The organism is Pseudonocardia abyssalis (assembly GCF_019263705.2).
GTDB classification, from domain to species: Bacteria; Actinomycetota; Actinomycetes; order Mycobacteriales; family Pseudonocardiaceae; genus Pseudonocardia; species Pseudonocardia abyssalis.
In genome coordinates, this window is sequence record NZ_JADQDK010000001.1 from 4373067 (window position 1) to 4389937 (window position 16871).

The following is a 16871-nucleotide window of genomic DNA, read 5'->3' on the forward strand; positions in this document are numbered from 1 at the left end:
CTAGGAGCCCCTCCCCCGGACCGCAACCGCTGGCTACCCGCGCCGGGCCACGACCGACGGGGCCAACCGGCCCCCCTCGATGCCGTAGAGGCGGGCCGCGTTGCCCCCGAGGATCGCCCGCCGGGCGTCGAGGTCGAGGTCGCGGAAGCGGCCCCGCAGCTCGTCGGGGAACCGGTACGCGGCGAGCTGCTCCACCAGACGCCCGGGGCGCACGAGCGGGTAGCCGCTGCCGAACAGCAGACGCTCCGGCCCGAACGCGAGCAGCAGCCCCCCGAACGCGCGCCCGAAGTCCGCACGCGCGTCGGTGGCGGAGATCCACGGCAGGATCTCGGTGAGCAGGACGTGCACGTTGGGCAGCCGGGCCAGTCGGCACAGCTCGTCGGCGGGCAGGCACCCCGCCCCGAGCACGAACGACGTGCGCGGCAACGCGGTGGCGAGCTCCCGGAAGTGGGCGACGTCGAACCCCGCCGAGGCGACGCGCTGCACCGGCCGCGTGCGCACCGGCAGCGCGGAGCCCGAGCGCACCGGCTCCGCCCAGCTCGGCAGCCGCGGAGCCGTGCCGCGCACGCGCTGCCCGGCCGCGGCCCGCCAGCGTCGCCACGGGGCCGGGCCGGCCGACGGCGCCACGCCGAGGTGGACGACGCCCGCCCCGGACGCCGCACACCGGGCGAGCGCCCGACGCAGCCACGTCTCCCGCAGCTCCATCCGCCCGCCGGGACGACGGGACTCGCAGAACGTCAGCCCGCGCATGTCCCAGCGGCGCACCTTCGCGGCGATCCCCCGGGCGCCGGGCTGCCCGGCGTCCGGGTCGAGCTCGCCGCTGAGCACGAACCGGCCGGGCATCCGCGCGGCCAGCTCGGCGTGCCAGGCCACGGGCGAGAACCCGAGGACGAACAGGTCGCCGAGGACGACGGGCTGGAGCACCGCCCGGTCGACGTGGCCGCCGGCGAAGACGTCGCGCCCCAGCCCGTCCTCGGTGACGCGCTCGACCTCCGGCAGCGGCACCGCGGAGCCGTCCAGCTCCCGGTGCCGCCGCAGGAGGTCGGCGGCGAACACTTCACCCGCGGGCCCCGCCTGGTTGTGCGGACTCGCGTCCCAGGCGTGGACCTGCGCGTCGACCACGAGGTAGGTCTCGCCGTCGACGTCGTACATCTACCCCACCTGCGGGCCGAGCCCGAGCGACTGCGGCGTGCTCGAGTCGGGCGAGGGCTGCGGGATGCCGTCGTCCAGGGGGCCGTACTCCGTCATCAGCGCCTTGTTCCAGGGGGTCTGCTCCTCGGCCACGAGCGAGTTCGTGGTGAGGATCAGACCGGCCACCGAGGCGCCGTTCTGCAGCGCGGAGCGGACGACCCGCAGCGGGTCGATGATGCCCATCTCGATCATGTTGCCGAAGCGGCCCTCGAGGGCGTCGAAGCCCTCGTCGACGCCCAGCGCGGCCACCTGCTTGACGGTGTCGTTGCCGTCGTAACCGGCGTTGGTGGAGATGAGGTGCACCGGTTCGGTGAGCGCGGCACGCACGATCTCGACGCCGATCCGGTAGTCGCCGGTGACGTCGAGCGCGTCGAGCGCGGGCTCGGAGTGCAGCAGGGCCGACCCACCGCCCGCGACGATGCCCTCGGCCATGGCGGCGCGGGTGGCCTGCAGCGAGTCGTCGACGCGGTGCCGGATCTCCTTGAGCTCCGCGTTCGTCGGCGCACCGACGGAGATGATCGCCGCCTTGCCCGACAGCCGCGCGATGCGGTCGTTGAGCCAGTCCTCGTCGGTGCCGATGCTGGCGCGGTTCATCTCCGCCCGGAGCTGCGACAGGCGCACCTCGACGGTCTCGCGGGACGCCCCGCCGCCGATGATCGCGGTGTGCTCGTTGGTGGCGCGCACCTGCGACGCACGGCCCAGGTGCTCGGCGGTCATCTGCTCCAGGGAGAACGACGACGCCTTGGAGTGCACCTTGCCGCCGCAGAGCGCCGCGATGTCCTCGAGCATGTGCACGCGCTTCTCGCCGAAGCCGGGCGCCTGGATCGCGGTGACCTTGAGGTGCCCGTTGACGTGGTTGTGCACCAGCATCTGCAGGGCGGAGCCCTCGACCTTCTCGGCGATGATCACGAGGGGTCGCGGGTCGCGCATGATCTTCTCGAGCACCGGCATCAGCGACCGGACGTCGGTGATCTTCTCGGAGCTCAGCAGGATGTAGGGATCGTCGAGGATCGCCATCATGGAACCGGGGTCGGTCACCAGGTAGGGCGAGACGTACCCGTTGTCGAACTCGAAGTCCTCGACGAAGTTGACCGACAGGCCCAGCACCGGGCCATCGTCGACCGAGATGACGCCGTCGTCGCCGACGGTGTGCAGCGTCTGCGCCACCACGCGGCCGATCGACTCGTCGTCGTTCGCCGAGATCGCCGCGACGCGGGAGAGGTGCTCCAGGCTGTCGACCTGGTGCGCCACCGTGGAGAGGTGGGCGACGATCGCGCCGACCGCGATGTCGATGCCGCGCTTGACGAGCACCGGGTTGCCGCCGGCCTGGATCGCCTTCATGCCCTCGCGGACGATGGCCTGCGCCATCACGGTGGCCGTGGTCGTGCCGTCACCGACGATGTCGTTCGTCTTGATGGCGGCTTCCTTGAGGATCTGCGCCCCCATGTTCTCGAACGGGTCCTTGAGGTAGATCTCCCGTGCGATCGTCACACCGTCGTTCGTGACCTCCGGCGTACCGGTGATCTTCTCGAGGACGACGTTGCGGCCCTTCGGGCCCAGGGTGGACTTGACGGCCTCGGCGAGTTGGTCCACGCCCGCCTTGAGCAGATCGCGGGCTTCCTGTCCGAACTTGAGTTCCTTGGCCACGGGGCCCTCCTGGAGACGTTTCTCAACATGTGCGCGGGTGATGCGAGAGGAAAAGAACAGCGGCCCGGGCCGCCGTCCGCACCGGCGTGCGCGAACGGCGACCCGGGAACAGCGAGTCGAGGGGTCCTACTTCACCTCGGGAGGCAGCATGTCGCCGATGAACTCGGCCGCTTCCTCCAGATTCCCGAACATCACGGTCCGGTCATCCATGTGGATCATCTTGCCGTAGTGCGTGGACATGTTCTCCTCGAACTCGGAGGCGTCGTAGAAGCCCTCCTCCTCGCCGAGTGCCTCGGAGATCTCGTCGTAGACGAAGTCCATCCGGCCCACGCAGTCGACGCGGATCATCGACGGCAGGTGGGTGATGGTGACGTTCTCCGCCTTGTCCATCACCTCGGCCACGACGACGCCGACCTGGTTGTTCATCAGCGTCACACCGGCCATGTTGCTGGCCGTGTTGTTCGCCTTGAACGGGCTCTCTGCGGTCTTGTAACCAGTCACTGCGACAGCTCCTTCGGGGGCTCCAGTCCAAGTTCGGTCACGATGCCGGCGAAGCGGCTCTTGGCCCGGTCGAGAGAGTCCTCGAACCGCGGGGGCTTCGAGTCCGTCTGGCTCCACAGAGGCTGCATCGCACGCGCCGCCTCGAGGCACATCGGCACCCAGTGCGAGAGCCAGCCCTGCATCAGCTCCTTGTTGTGCGCCGCGAACTCCTTGTCCTGCGTCAGCGGACCGAAGCACGCCTGCGTCCAGCGCAGGTCGCGCTGCGAGTAGTCGTACTCGCCTGCGCCGATGACGGTCGGGGTCACGAAGTCGCCGTTGCCGGCCGCGGACTGCTGCACGAGGTTGCTGCGGAACAGCTCGCCGAGCAGGGGCTCGAACACCACGTTGGTGGCGAAGGCCATCTCACCCCAGTCGTTGTCGACCGCGGTGAGGGCCTCGACGACCTTGCGGACGCCCTGCCACTCGGCGTCGTTGTTCCACGCGTCGAGGTGCGCCGCACCGTCGAAGCCCTCGATCTCCTCGGAGAGGGTGAGGTTGTAGAGCGCCAGGTCCTGCGCGAACCGGATCTTGTGCATGCTGTTCACGACCATGGCCGTGTTGTGCATGTTGGTCGGGCACGACCGGTTGATCGCGGCGAAGACGTAGAGGCCGAGGATGTGCTCGATGTGCATCCACGCGCCGACGTTGCGCTCGACGAAGGTCTTCCAGTTCGGGGTCCAGTTGTCGAACGCCTTGGCCTGGCGGGCGTTCTCGACGTTCTGGGTGGTCTGGCGGACGACGTTCGCGTTGTAGCGGTAGAACGTCATCTCCCATTCCTCGTTGGGATCCCGGAACTCGTGCCAGCCGTGGGCGGGCCAGTCGACAACGTGGTTGTTGCCGGTGCCGACGCCGTTGACCGGCTCCGGCTTGTCGACGCCCCAGGCCTTGAGCTTCGTCCAGGTCAGCGGGTATCCCCTGCTGCCGTCGGCGAAGCCGTAGATCCAGCCCTGCGCCAGGTAGTGGCGGGGGTCGGGCTGGACGTCGACCGTGACGTCCTCGTAGTGGGTCTGCTTCCGCTTCGCCGGCTTGTAGTAGTTGTACCGACGTGCGCTCGCACCGGAGTCCGGGAACTCCTGGGCGCCTGCCTCCGCATCCGTGAACTGTGGCTTCGGGACACTGCGTTCGGGACGTTGAGCAGTGGTCATGGGCTGTCCTCGCCTTCCGGTTCACCGGTGGTGGTGAACTTGTCGTAGAAGATGTTCGCCTCGAGTACTCCGAGTGCCGTGAGCTTTTCCAGCGCCGCATCCACCATCGGCGGAGGACCGCACACGTACGCGTCCCGACCCTTCAGGTCGGGCTCGAGCCGTGCGACGACATCGGTGATGAGGCCGACCTCGCCGTCCCACTCGTCGTCACCGGCAGGCTCGGAGAGCGCCGGGACGTACCGGAAGCCTGGGATCTTCTCCTCCAGCTCCCGGAGTTCCTTCTCGAAACACAGGTCCCGCAACTGCCGGCCTCCGTAGTAGAAGACTGGCTTGCGGTCCGTCCCGCGTTCCGCCATCGAGCGCAGCAGACCCAGCACCGGGGCCATTCCCGCTCCACCGCCCACGAAGATGATCGGCGAGGTCCGACTCTCCCGAAGCGTGAAGGTCCCGAAGGGGCCCTCCACATCGAGCCGGTCGCCGATCTGCACCTTCTTGTCGAGGAATTCCGAGAACAGGCCGTCCGGGTAGATCTTGATGACGAACTCGAACACGCCTTCGCGGCCCGGGACGTTCGCCATCGAGAACGATCGGCTCTCCTCCGTGCCCGGCACCATGATGTCCAGGTACTGGCCCGGGAAGAACTTGATCTCTTCCGGCTCGATCAACTTGAGAACGAGGTGCCGCATGTCGTGGGTGACCGACTCGTTGGAGACAACCTCGGCCACCCCCTTCTTGAGCGGCAACCCCGACCGGATGATCTCCTCGTCGTACTGAAGGAGCTCGATCACCAGGTCCGAGTACGCGTGCGCCCGGCAGAGGAGGGTCTGCCCCTCTTCACGTTCGGAGTCCGGCAACGCGAACGTGGAGTACTTGTCGAGCTCGATGTCGTCCATGTCGCCCTCGAGGACGAACGACTTGCACGCCGCGCACTGACCCTCTTTACAGCCGTGCATGAGCTGCACGCCGTTCTCGGCTGCGGCGCGGAGAATGTTCTGATCCTCGTCGACCTCGATCTCGATGCCCACCGGCTCGAACCTGACGATGTGCTTCTCACCCATGTTTGTCTTACGCCCTTCGCCGGTGGACCTGTGTGAATTACTGAGGCTGGCCTGAGCAGGGGGAGGGCCGACGATGGAGTCGCCGACCCTCCCCCCTCACCTGACCCGCGCTCAGGCGCCCGAAGGTGCCGGTCGTCCGGCGGGACCCTGCTTGTTGTAATCAGCCAGGAACGCGGCCTTGCCGGCGGCGTCCAGGTTGTTGATCGCAACGTTGGGGCTGCCCAGCGGAGGGCAACGACGCAGGTGGTCCAGCGTCCACATCTTCTTGGGGTTCAAGTCGAGGTGGGGCTGAGCGGTCAGCGTCTTGCCGTCGTCGCGGACGAAGCCCATGTCGGAGACGACATCGGCCCAGTTCCAGCCGTCGTAGAGCGTCTCCCACTCGCGGTGCCCGACCAGGCGGCCCATGTTCGGGGTCTCGCGACCCTGGTACGTGGGGCGGAAGGCCTCGACATCGGTCCAGCGGCAGACCTCGTGGCAGTACGTGCGAGTCACGCCGTCGATGTCGGCCATGACCATGTCCTCACGGACCAGGCACGGGACCATGCAGGTCCAGCAGCGGGCCGGGTAGACGTAGTCGACGTCCTCGAAGACGATCGGGTTGTGCCCGTTCGGCGTGGCGAGGCGGTTGTAGTTCTCCCACCATGCGCCGTACTTGTCGTACCAACCCGGGTACTTGTACTCGAACCACTCGAAGTCCGTGTCGGTCATGCCGTCGATGCGCCAGTAGTTGGCGAGCCAACCGGTGGCGAAGAACTGCGCGACCTCGTGGACGTAGCCCTTCTCCCAGATCTGCTTCCACGACTCCTCGATCAAGTCGTGCGGGATGACCAGGCCGTACTTCTCGAGCGGGACGAGGTACGAGCGGTAGTAGTCGTCGTAGATCCAGCGGCGCCACATCTCCGCGTAGGACTCACGGTCCTTGCGGCGGTCCTTCGTGCCGTACTCGATGAAGGTACCGATGGCGGCGTCGACGACGCGGTGGTTGTTCCACCACGCGTAGCGGAGGTCGCGCTCGAGCAGCTGGCGGTTGTCCTCGTCGGACAGGGCCATCAGCAGCGTGGCGTAGCCGTTGGAGATGTGGCGCGACTCGTCGGACTGGACCGAGTGGAACACCGTCGGCAGCAGGTAGTCACCGTTGGCCGCAGCCTCGGCCGGCATGGCCACGAACAGCGTGTTCGTGAATGCCGTCTCGGCGACGATCGTCAGGTAGATGCTGGCCGCGGTGATCGCGTCACCGGTGATGAACCCCTCGGCGAACTGACGGCCGATGGTGCCGCAGTAGTCGCTGTGGAAGTTCCGCAGGCTGTTGTTGAAGCCGGCCGGGTCGATGTAGTTGTTCATGTAGAGGCGCTTCAGGTTCTGCTGGATCGTCGAGTGGCGAACCTCGTCGATCATCTGAATCGCCTGGCCGTTGTGCAGCTCCGGGTTCGGGACCACGTGGAACAGCATCGGCATCGACCGTGCGGCCGAGACCTCGGGCAACGGGATGATGCTGAGGAACAGCTTCTGCCACTCCAGCCAGCGCTCCTGCACCTGCCGGAACATGTTTCCGCGGATGGCTCCGTCAGACGCGCCGTAGACGCGGTGGTCCTTCTCCTCCTGCATGGGGAAGTAGGACCGCAGGACCTGCTTGAGCGGGTCCTTCTTGGCTGCCTTGCGGAAGGTGTAGTCGGTTCCGTACTTCATGTACGGCTCGTGGTACTGCGGCTCCCAGGAGAGTTCCTGGATCTTCTGGTGAGCCTTGGCCAAACTCTGCCGACTCAACGTCGTCTCCTCACGGTGGTGGTTTTCCGCGTTGCCGACACGAGCGCAGGCGTCTCGGCACCGGAGGTGAGCGCGGAGGGTTGCGGCTGGCCGGGGGCTTGCGGGCCCCGGTGCTGCTCTCTCCGTGCCGGGAATCACACCTCTCCGGGAGACCCCGTGCGGTCTCATTATGAGATTGTCTTGCGTTACGACTGGCCCACTACCACTCGGTGCAGTGCGGCTGTACGGTCCATAAGCACACCGGCCACCGCCGCGGACCACAGCAGCTCCGAGAAGGGCAACCGGTTGGACCACCCGGACGACCGTGTACTCGACCTCAGCGCCTCCCTGCGAGCGGCATACGACCGCCGCGGGAGTTCGTCGCGCCCAGGTCAGATGCGTCCTGCGCCTGATGGCGGCTCCGAACAGCTCGCCCGCGCCCGCACGTCCTTCCTCGTGGACGAGGAGGTGGAGCCCGGCGTCGTCCGGGAGCCGATCCTCGCCTCGTGGACACGCTCGCGGCACTACGACGTCGACGCCGACCGCCTCGAGCTGCCGTACGACTCCGACATCTCGATGGACTCCGTGCTCACGCGCGCGGCCGGCCCGATCATCCGGGAGGTCGCCGACCAGCTCGCCAGCGAGCCGGTCAGCCTGATCCTCACCGACTCCGACGGCGTCGTGCTGGATCGTCGCAGCGGCGACGGCGGGCTCACCCACCACCTCGACCGCATCTGGCTCGCGCCCGGTTTCAGCTACGCCGAGCGCTACGTCGGCACGAACGGGATCGGCACCGCACTGGAGGGCCGCGGCCCCGCCCAGGTGTTCGGGCACGAGCACTACGCCGAGCACCTCGAGGACCTGGCCTGCGCCGGAGCGCCGATCCGGCACCCCGTGAGCGGCAAGGTGCTGGGCGTCGTCGACCTCACGTGCTGGCGCAGCGACGCCAGCATGATGATGACGGCGATCGCCTCCACCGTCGCGAAACGGATCGAGGAGACGCTGCTGGAGCAGTCCGGCCGGCGTGAACTGGCCCTGCTGCACGACTACCTCATCGCCTGCCAGCGGGGACGCGGCGCGGTGTTCGCCCTGTCCGACGACCTGCTGATGATGAACGACCGCGCCCGCGAGCTGTTCGACCCGTCCGACCAGGGGCCGCTGCTGGCCGAGGCGGGCGAGGCTCTCAAGTCCGGCCAGCGCCACCAGGTGATCGTCGACCTGCCCAGCGGCAACACCGCGCGCATCCAGCTGCGCCCGAGCTGGACCGAGGGCAACCGCGCAGGCGGGATCGCCCAGGTCCAGCTCATCACCAACGGTGCGGTGCCCACCCCGCGCGTCGCCACCTCGTCGCCGGCCCTCCCGGCCGCCGTCGGGTCGGGCGCGCTGTGGGCGAAGTGCTGCCAGGCCGTCGACCGGCACTTCCGCGCCCGTGAGTGGCTGGTGCTCGAGGGCGAGCCGGGCACGGGCAAGACCACCGTCGCGCGGGCCACCCACCAGGGCCGCACCCCCGCGGCCCACCTGCGGGTCCTCGATGCGGCCGACGCCGGTCCGCGCTGGTTCGCCGATGTCGCCGAGGAGCTGGAGAGCGGCGGGGGCACCCTCGTCCTCACCCACGTCGACAGCCTCGATCCCGAGGGCGTGCAGGCGCTGTGCGACGTGCTCGACGATCACCGCGACACCACCGACCCGGAGCGCCCGTGGGTGGTCGCGACGGTCACGGCGGGCACCGGATCCCCCGAGCACCTCGGTGAGCTGCTCGGGCACTTCCCGAGCACCGTCGAGGTGCCGCCGCTGCGCCACCACGTGGAGGACGTCTCCGAACTGGTTCCGTACCTGATCGCGCGGCTCACCCGCGGGGCCGAGCTGACGTGCTCGCCCGAGGCGATGCGCGTGCTCATGCGCAACCGCTGGCCCGGCAACATCGAGCAGCTCTACCAGGTGTTGCGCAAGGTCGTGGCCAAGCGACGGACCGGCATCGTCTCCCCCGCCGACCTCCCCGCGGAGTGCCGCGCCATCACCCGGCGCGTGCTCACGCCGCTGGAGGCGATCGAGTGCGACGCGATCGTCGACGCCCTGCTCGACGCCTCGGGCAACAAGGCGGAGGCCGCACGGCACCTGGGGATGTCGCGGGCCACGATCTACCGCAAGATCCGCGGCTACGGGATCTCGATGCCGACCTCCGGATGATTCCTGTCATCCACGGTGATGACAGACGACACGGGTGATCGTCGTTCCCCCTCGCTAGGGTCGGCCCCATGTTGGACATCCGGGGGGTCTCCAAGCGGTTCAGCCAGGTCCAGGCCCTCGACGACGTCACGTTCTCGGTGCGGCCCGGTGAGGTGTTCGGCTTCGTCGGGAGCAACGGCGCAGGCAAGACCACGACGATGCGGATCGTGCTCGGCGTGCTGTCGCCCGACGCGGGCGACGTGGTCTGGCAGGGCCGCCCGATCGACGCCGACCTGCGCCGCCGGATCGGCTACATGCCCGAGGAACGCGGCCTCTACCCGAAGATGAAGGTCGGCGAGCAGCTCAGGTACCTCGCACGGCTGCACGGGTTGCCCGCAGGCGAGGCCGGGGCCGCGGTCGAGCGCTGGACCGCACTGCTCGACGTCGGGCACCGGCTCGGCGACGAGGTGCAGAAGCTGTCGCTGGGCAACCAGCAGCGGGTGCAGCTCGCCGCGGCGCTGGTGCACGACCCCGAGGTGCTCGTGCTCGACGAGCCGTTCTCCGGTCTCGACCCCACCGCCGTCGAGGTGATGAGCGGGGTCCTGCGGCGCAAGGCCGACGCGGGCGTCCCGGTGATCTTCTCCAGCCACCAGCTGGAGCTGGTGGAACGCATCTGCGACCGCATCGGGATCATCTCCGCTGGCCGGATGGTCGCCGCCGGATCGGTCGCCGAGCTGCGCGAACGCGAGGGGAGCGTCGTGCTCGACGTCGAGGGTCCTCCGTCGGGGTGGGCGGCCGACGTCGACGGGGTGGAGGTGGTCGGGTCCGACGGCTCCGGCACCCGGCTGCGGCTGGCCCCCGGCACCGACGACCAGCAGGTGCTCGAGGCCGCGTTGGCCGCGGGGCCCGTGCACGAGTTCCGGCGACGGCGTCCGCCGTTGACCGAGCTCTACCGCGACGTCGTGGAGTCGGTGGTGTCGGCATGAGTGCACCGCTGCGATCCCGCCAGGCGGTGCTGCTCGTCGCCGGCCGGGAGTTCACCTCGCAGGTCCGGTCACGCAGCTTCGTGATCGGGCTGCTCGTCACGCTGGTGCTGTTCGGCGGGATCGGGCTGCTCGGCAGCGTGATCGCGGGGCAGTCGTCGAGCCCGACGCTCGGCGTCACCCCGGAGACGGCGTCGCTGCGGCCCGCGATCGAACAGGCCGCCGCCACACAGGGCCTCGACGTGCGGATCGTGCCGATCGAGGACGGTGCGGGCCGCGTCCGGGTCGACGCGGACGAACTCGACGCCCTGCTCACCGGGTCCGCCGGCGACTACGAGCTGCTGGGCCGCGACGCCGTCGAACCCGAGCTGGAGGCCGTCGTCGGCACCGCCGTGCAGCAGGAGGCGCTGGCGGCGGCGCTCGCGCAGACCGGCGTCGATCCGGCGGAGCTGGCGCAGCGGTCGCAGGTCAGCACCGACACGCTGCAGCCGGTCGACCCGAACCGGGGCGAGCAGCTCGCGCTGGCGCTCGTCGGCACGGTCCTGCTGTTCATCTCGCTGTCGGGCTACGGGCAGCTCGTCGCGACCGGGGTCGTCGAGGAGAAGCAGAGCCGGGTCGTCGAGCTGCTGCTCGCCACCATCAAGCCCTGGCAGCTGCTGGCCGGGAAGGTACTGGGACTGGGGGCGGTCGGGCTGCTGCAGCTGGTGATCCTCGGGATCATCGGCACGGTCGCCGCGGCGGTGGGTGGCCTCCTGACGGTGCCGGGCGCCGCCGTGGGCATGTTCGCGATGGTGGTGGTCTGGTATCTGCTCGGGTTCTTCCTGTTCGCCGCGCTCTATGCGGCGATCGGGTCGACGGTGTCGCGGCAGGAGGAGCTGAACTCGGTCGTCACCCCGCTGATCTTCGTGCTGCTGATCCCGTTCGTCCTGGTGGTCAACCTGCTCCCGGGAGATCCGCGCAACGAGCTCGCCGCGGTGCTGTCGTTCATCCCGTTCCTGTCCCAGACGATCATGCCCGCGCGCTACGCCCTCGGGGTCGCCCCGCTGTGGGAGGTGGGGGTGTCGGCGCTGATCGCGCTGGTGGCCGTCGTCGTGGTCGTCCGGGTCGCCGGCAGGGTCTACGAGAACTCGATCCTGCGCACGGGGGCGCGGGTGAGCCTGCGCGAGGCGCTCGGACGGCCGACGAAGGCTCAGGGAGTGACGAGGTCGAGCGCGTAGTCGGGGAACCAACCGCCCGCCACGGGTTCGTCCGGGCGGCAGGATCCGTCCGACTCGCCGGGACGCTTGATCCACAGCAGGCCGTCGACCAGCGGGATGCCGGTGTCGAGGGTGGGGGCGGCACCGAGCAGGCGGCCCGGCGGGTTGCACCAGATCGGGGCGCCGTCGGTCGGATCCGCCGGGCGACCCGCCCCGTTGCGGCTGGTGTCGACGACGAAGTGCACCTCACCGCCGAGCGCGGCGGAGATCTCGGTGCCGTACGCGACGCTGGCCTCTGTGGTGTAGAAGTTCGCGACGTTCAGGCTGAAGCCCGCCGCGCGGTCGATCCCGGCGCGCTCCAGCGCATCGGCGGTGGCGGCCGCGTCGCCGGTGAAGCCGGGGTTCCCGGCGTCGATGTAGACCTGGGCCCCCGCGGCGGCGAAGGCGTCGACGGCGCCCGCGAGCAGTTCGTAGCGGTCGCCGCTGCCCGCCTCGGCGCAGCCGGTGAGCTGGTGGGAGATCGCGTCGGGCTCCAGCACGACGATCGACTCCGTGCCCCCGAGACCCGCGGCGACCGAGGCGACCCAGGCCCGGTAGGCGTCGGCGTCGGCTGCGCCGCCTCCGGAGAAGCTGCCGCAGTCGCGGTCGGGGATGTTGTAGGCGACGAACAGCGGCACCGCCCCGGCCGCGGCGGCGCGGGCGCTGTAGCCCGCCACGCGCGACCTGGTGCCGTCGGCGCCGGTGAGCCACAGCGGCACCGCCTGTCCGGACAGTGCGCGGAGGGCGTCGGCGTCGGCGGTGCGGCCCTGTGCCGTCCACTCCTCGACCTGACGGGCTGCGGGCGTCGTCGGGTCGACGTAGAGGGGGGTGCCCTGCGCGGCGGGCGTCGGGACCAGGCAACCGGTCCCGGAGACGTCCTGGACGCAGCCGATCTGTCGTGCCTGCGGCGCGGCCGGGGTGGTCGGGGCGGTGCCGGCGGAGATCGTGATCCCGGTGGCCGCGATGATCACCGCCCCGATCAGCGCGGGCAGTTCGTGGGTGAGCAGGCGCGACCGGCGGCGGCGCTCCGACCGGACCTCCCGCTGCGGCGTCCGCTGGACGGGGACCTCGAACCGGTGCGGCGCGGCCAGCTCGGCGGCGAGGTTGCGGTGCACCTCGATCTGCGTCATCAGGTCGGGTGGGAGGCCGGGTCGGTCAAGAAGAGCGACGGGCGTCTCTCGAGGCCACGCGTCGGCGCGGCCCGGACCGCGGCCCGGATCGGCCGACCGGTACAGACCGGTCACCCTCTCGCTCCTGTCCCTCGTCGACGTCCGTCGGATAGATCCGTCCGACATGCCGATCTGTTACACGAAAGGGTGAGTCCGAGCTGTCAGGAGGGCCCGCGTCGTCGCGGAGAGTAGGCCGTGAAACCGGCGGCGACGGCGTCGTCCGAGGTCCGGAACCACACCTCCGCCTTCGTCCGGCCGAAGTACGGGCTCGTCGGGGGGTGGAACAGCATCGACCCCGCGTTGCCCTTGATGGTGAACTCCGGACCCGGCGACGACCCGTCCGGGAGCGGTGCGGCCGACCCGGGCCCGTACGGCTCGGCCGGTGGGCGCGGCGTCGGCGACGGCCTGCGCCCGGCGCCCGGGACCACCACCGCGGACTGCCCCGGCGAGGTGGAGGCCAGCGGCCGGACCACGGGCGACGGGCGGGGACCCGGGCTCGGGCGGGGTGCGGAGGTGGTGGCGGGCGGCGCCTCGGCCGGGGTGGGCACGGCGGGGGTGGGCACGGCGGGGGCGGGGGCCGGCGGCGACGTGGGGGGCGTCGCGGTCCGCGGCGGGGTGGCCGGAATCGGCGGGGTGACCGGAATCGGCGGGGTGACCGGAATCGGCGGGGTGACCTGAGCCGGGGCGGCGGCCGGAACGGGCGCCGGGGCGGCGGCCGGCGGGGTGGGCAGACTGCCGGTCCCGGCCGTGGCGTGTGGGGAGCTGCCGTTGCGGGCCGGAGGTGCCGGCGGGCGCGGCGCCCAGACGTCGACGGGCTCGGTGGTGCGGCGGCGGACGACCACCCAGGCCCCCGCTCCGAGCAGGAGGGCCGGGAGGATCCAGCGGCCACGACGGGACGGGCGGGCCTCGGTCACGTGTCTGCTCCCTTCGCTTGCGTGACGACGACCGTACCGTCCGGGTTCGTCGGCCCCGCCGTCGCTGCCGCGTCCCACCTCGCAGGGCGCGTGGTCATCTCGCAGGGCGCGTGGTCATCTCGCAGGGCGCCGGCGGTCTGCGCGAGGACCGACGGCCTGCGAGGTCAGGGTCGGGCCGAGATCAGGGCCGAGGTCACTGCCGGGCCGCCTTGACGAGGTCGAACCGGGCGAGTGCCTCCAGCCGCTCGGCCTTGTGGTCGACCATCGGCTCCGGGTACCCGTCCGGGACCCCGCCGGGCAGCCTCCAGGGCTGGTGCGCGGCCTTGCCCGCCACGTCGCGCAGCTCCGGTACGTACCGCCGGACGTACGCGCCGTCGGGATCGAACTTCTCCCCCTGCGTGATCGGGTTGAACACCCGGAAGTACGGCGACGCGTCGGTGCCGCTGCCCGCGGTCCACTGCCAGCCGTGCTGGTTGGAGGCGAGGTCGCCGTCGACGAGAAGGCGCATGAAGTGCCGCGCACCCCACCACCACGGCAGGTGCAGGTCCTTGACCAGGAAGCTCGCGACGATCATCCGGACGCGGTTGTGCATCCACGCCTCCGCGCGGAGCTGCCGCATCCCGGCGTCGACGATCGGGAACCCGGTGCGCCCCTCGCACCACTGCTCGAAGGCCCGGCGGGCGGCGGCTCCGGACGCGGTCGGCAGGGCGTCGAAGGACCGGTCGTAGTTCTTCCGGGCGGAGTCGGGGCGCTGGTGCAGGACGTCGGCGTAGAACTCCCGCCAGGCGATCTCGGTGCGGTAGGTCCCCGCCGAGTCGCTGCGCTTGCGCGCCAGGTCGGCGAGCAGCGTCCTCGGGTGGACGAGCCCGTACTTGAGGTACACCGACATCCGCGAGGTGCCGGGCCTGTCCGGCCGGTCGCGGGCGTCGGAGTAGTCACCGACGGAGTCGTCGAGGAACTCGTGCCAGCGCGCCAGCGCGGCGTCCTCGGTGGCCGCGGGCAGTTCGGCGTCGACGGGCTCGTCGTCCGGGAGCGCGACCCGGCCGTGGTCCGTGGGATCGAGCCACTCGACCGTCGATGCGTCGGTGTCGGCGGGCGCGCGCCACCCGTGCTCCGCCCAGGCCCGGCGGAACGGGGTGAACACCCGGTACGGGTCGCCGTCGCCCTTGCGCACCCGCCCCGGTGCCACCGCGTACGGCGAGCCGGTGCGCACGAGCTCGCGCCCGGCGTCGGCCAGCGCCTTCTCTACGGCCTCGTCACGGCGGGTGCCGTAGGGGCCGTAGTCGGCGGCGACGTGCACCCCGCCCGCCCCGACCGCCTCCGCGATCCGCGGCACGACCTCGGCCGGGTCGCCCTCGACGACGAGCAACCTCCCGCCGAGCGACTCGTCGAGCGAACGCAGCGCCCGGAACAGGAACGTGCGGCGGGCGGCCCCGGACGGGGCCAGCAGGGCCGGGTCGAGCACGAACAGCCCCAGTGCGCGGGGTGCGGCGGCGAGGAACGTCGGCTGATCGCGGACCCGGAGGTCACGGCGGAACCAGACCACGGAGGCGTCACTCATGGATCGCGACGCTAACGCCCCCGGACGACTCCCGCGCCTCGACCCCGAACTGCGACATGGCCACCTTCACGCAACCGGACTGCGTGAAGGTGGCCATGCGGCAACGGGGGTGGCAGTGGGTCAGCGCCCGCCCATGCCCACGTAGTCGCGCTCGGCGGACCCGGTGTAGAGCTGCCGCGGGCGGCCGATCTTCGTGCCCGGGTCCTCGATCATCTCGCGCCAGTGGGCGATCCAGCCGGGGAGCCGGCCCAGGGCGAACAGGACGGTGAACATCTTCGTCGGGAAGCCCATGGCCCGGTAGATGACGCCGGTGTAGAAGTCGACGTTCGGGTAGAGCTTGCGCTCGATGAAGTAGTCGTCGGCCAGCGCCTTCTCCTCCAGCGCCATGGCGATGTCGAGGAGCGGGTCGGTGACGCCGAGCGTCTTGAGGATCCCGTCGGCCTGCTGCTTGACGATCTTCGCGCGCGGGTCGTAGTTCTTGTAGACGCGGTGCCCGAAGCCCATCAGGCGGGCGCCCTTGTCCTCCTTGTTCTTGACGCGGTCGACGTAGGCGTCGACGTTGCCGCCCTCCTCCTTCTGGATCTTCTGCAGCATCTCGAGGACGGCCTGGTTGGCGCCGCCGTGCAGCGGTCCGAACAGGGCGTTGATGCCGGCGGAGATGGAGGCGAACAGGTTGGCCTGCGACGAGCCGACGAGCCGGACCGTCGACGTCGAGCAGTTCTGCTCGTGGTCGGCGTGCAGGATCAGCAGCACCTCGAGCGCGCGGGCGACCTCGGGCTGGATCTCGTAGGGCTCGGCGGGGAAGCCGAACGTCATGCGCATGAAGTTCTCGACCAGGCCCAGCGAGTTGTCCGGGTAGAGGAACGGCTGGCCGATCGACTTCTTGTACGCGTACGCCGCGATCGTCGGCACCTTGGCGAGCAGGCGCACGGTGGAGAGCTCGACGGCGTCGTGGTCGAACGGGTCGAGCGCGTCCTGGTAGAAGGTCGACAGCGCACTCACCGCGCTCGACAGCACCGGCATCGGGTGCGCGTCGCGGGGGAAGCCGTCGAAGAAGCGCTTGAGGTCCTCGTGCAGCAGCGTGTGCCGGCTGACCTTGTTGGTGAACGACGACAGCTGCTCCTGGGTGGGGAGCTCGCCGTAGATCAGCAGGTAGCTGGTCTCGAGGAACGTCGACTTCTCGGCGAGCTGGTCGATCGGGTATCCGCGGTAGCGCAGGATTCCGGCGTCGCCGTCGATGTAGGTGATCGCGGACGTGCACGCCGCCGTACTGCCGAAACCCTGGTCGAGGGTGACGAGTCCGGTCGTGGACAGCAGTTTCGAGACGTCGAAGGCGGGCGCACCCTCGGTGGGCGTGCTGATCGCCATCTCGTGCTCGCCGCCGGGGTAGCGGAGTACGGCGGCATCACTCTGGTCGGCCATGTGGAGGTTCCCTCACACTCGCGTGGTCCAAGTCTGTTGGGCGTCACGCTAGTGCGCCGGGCCCCGGATGCGCCGGGCAGAGGTGTCCACATCACGC

General features: G+C 70.3%; 13 protein-coding genes. 3 read left to right on the top strand and 10 right to left on the bottom strand.

All coding sequences use genetic code 11. The features are described from left to right. Positions 1 to 33: 33 nt before the first annotated feature. From I4I81_RS21255 to I4I81_RS21280, 6 genes are all read right to left on the bottom strand, one after another. Positions 34 to 1152 (bottom strand): amidohydrolase family protein, encoded by a 1119-nt coding sequence (locus tag I4I81_RS21255; RefSeq protein ID WP_218602947.1) that lies wholly within the window; start codon positions 1150 to 1152, stop codon positions 34 to 36. Beyond that, positions 1153 to 2838, bottom strand: coding sequence for a chaperonin GroEL (gene groL / locus I4I81_RS21260; protein WP_218602946.1), 1686 nt, complete (start codon positions 2836 to 2838; stop codon positions 1153 to 1155). It lies immediately after the preceding gene. A 126-nt stretch (positions 2839 to 2964) separates the two neighbouring features. Next, positions 2965 to 3339: a propane 2-monooxygenase effector subunit MimD gene (gene mimD, locus I4I81_RS21265; protein WP_218602945.1), complete on the bottom strand. Its 375-nt coding sequence runs from the start codon at positions 3337 to 3339 to the stop codon at positions 2965 to 2967. After that, entirely contained in the window at positions 3336 to 4523 is a 1188-nt protein-coding gene (locus tag I4I81_RS21270; RefSeq protein ID WP_218602944.1) for an aromatic/alkene monooxygenase hydroxylase subunit beta, read from the bottom strand. The genes mimD and I4I81_RS21270 overlap by 4 nt, the downstream gene beginning before the upstream one ends. Continuing rightward, a complete protein-coding gene (locus tag I4I81_RS21275; RefSeq protein ID WP_218602943.1) occupies positions 4520 to 5581 on the bottom strand; it encodes an FAD-binding oxidoreductase in 1062 nt (353 codons plus the stop codon). Before I4I81_RS21275 ends, I4I81_RS21270 begins: the two co-directional genes overlap by 4 nt. A gap of 111 nt (positions 5582 to 5692) precedes the next feature. Continuing rightward, positions 5693 to 7330: a ferritin family protein gene (locus I4I81_RS21280; protein WP_218602949.1), complete on the bottom strand. Its 1638-nt coding sequence runs from the start codon at positions 7328 to 7330 to the stop codon at positions 5693 to 5695. 390 nt (positions 7331 to 7720) lie between these two features. On the opposite strand from I4I81_RS21280, the gene I4I81_RS21285 reads away from it, so the two are divergent. From I4I81_RS21285 to I4I81_RS21295, 3 genes are all read left to right on the top strand, one after another. Next, complete coding sequence (locus I4I81_RS21285; RefSeq protein ID WP_218602942.1) at positions 7721 to 9511, top strand: sigma-54-dependent Fis family transcriptional regulator; 1791 nt, start codon at positions 7721 to 7723, stop codon at positions 9509 to 9511. A 68-nt stretch (positions 9512 to 9579) separates the two neighbouring features. Continuing rightward, positions 9580 to 10476, top strand: a complete 897-nt coding sequence (locus I4I81_RS21290) for an ABC transporter ATP-binding protein (RefSeq protein ID WP_218602941.1) — start codon at positions 9580 to 9582, stop codon at positions 10474 to 10476. Then, a complete protein-coding gene (locus I4I81_RS21295) occupies positions 10473 to 11690 on the top strand; it encodes an ABC transporter permease (protein WP_218602940.1) in 1218 nt (405 codons plus the stop codon). Before I4I81_RS21290 ends, I4I81_RS21295 begins: the two co-directional genes overlap by 4 nt. Here I4I81_RS21295 and I4I81_RS21300 read toward each other — a convergent pair. The 4 genes from I4I81_RS21300 to I4I81_RS21315 all read right to left on the bottom strand — a co-directional run bounded on the left by I4I81_RS21300 (position 11663) and on the right by I4I81_RS21315 (position 16774). Beyond that, entirely contained in the window at positions 11663 to 12838 is a 1176-nt protein-coding gene (locus I4I81_RS21300) for a glycoside hydrolase family 6 protein (RefSeq protein ID WP_218602939.1), read from the bottom strand. The two genes, I4I81_RS21295 and I4I81_RS21300, sit on opposite strands and share 28 nt — an antisense overlap. A 200-nt stretch (positions 12839 to 13038) precedes the next feature. Beyond that, the gene (locus I4I81_RS31805; RefSeq protein ID WP_504958180.1) at positions 13039 to 13869 is read right to left on the bottom strand and encodes a sunset domain-containing protein; all 831 of its coding nucleotides are present in this window, start codon (positions 13867 to 13869) and stop codon (positions 13039 to 13041) included. 115 nt (positions 13870 to 13984) lie between these two features. Further along, the gene (locus I4I81_RS21310) at positions 13985 to 15352 is read right to left on the bottom strand and encodes a cryptochrome/photolyase family protein (RefSeq protein ID WP_218603761.1); all 1368 of its coding nucleotides are present in this window, start codon (positions 15350 to 15352) and stop codon (positions 13985 to 13987) included. 120 nt (positions 15353 to 15472) lie between these two features. Next, on the bottom strand, positions 15473 to 16774 hold the full coding sequence (locus tag I4I81_RS21315) for a citrate synthase (RefSeq protein ID WP_218603762.1): 1302 nt from the start codon (positions 16772 to 16774) through the stop codon (positions 15473 to 15475). Between the last annotated feature and the right edge of the window lie 97 nt (positions 16775 to 16871).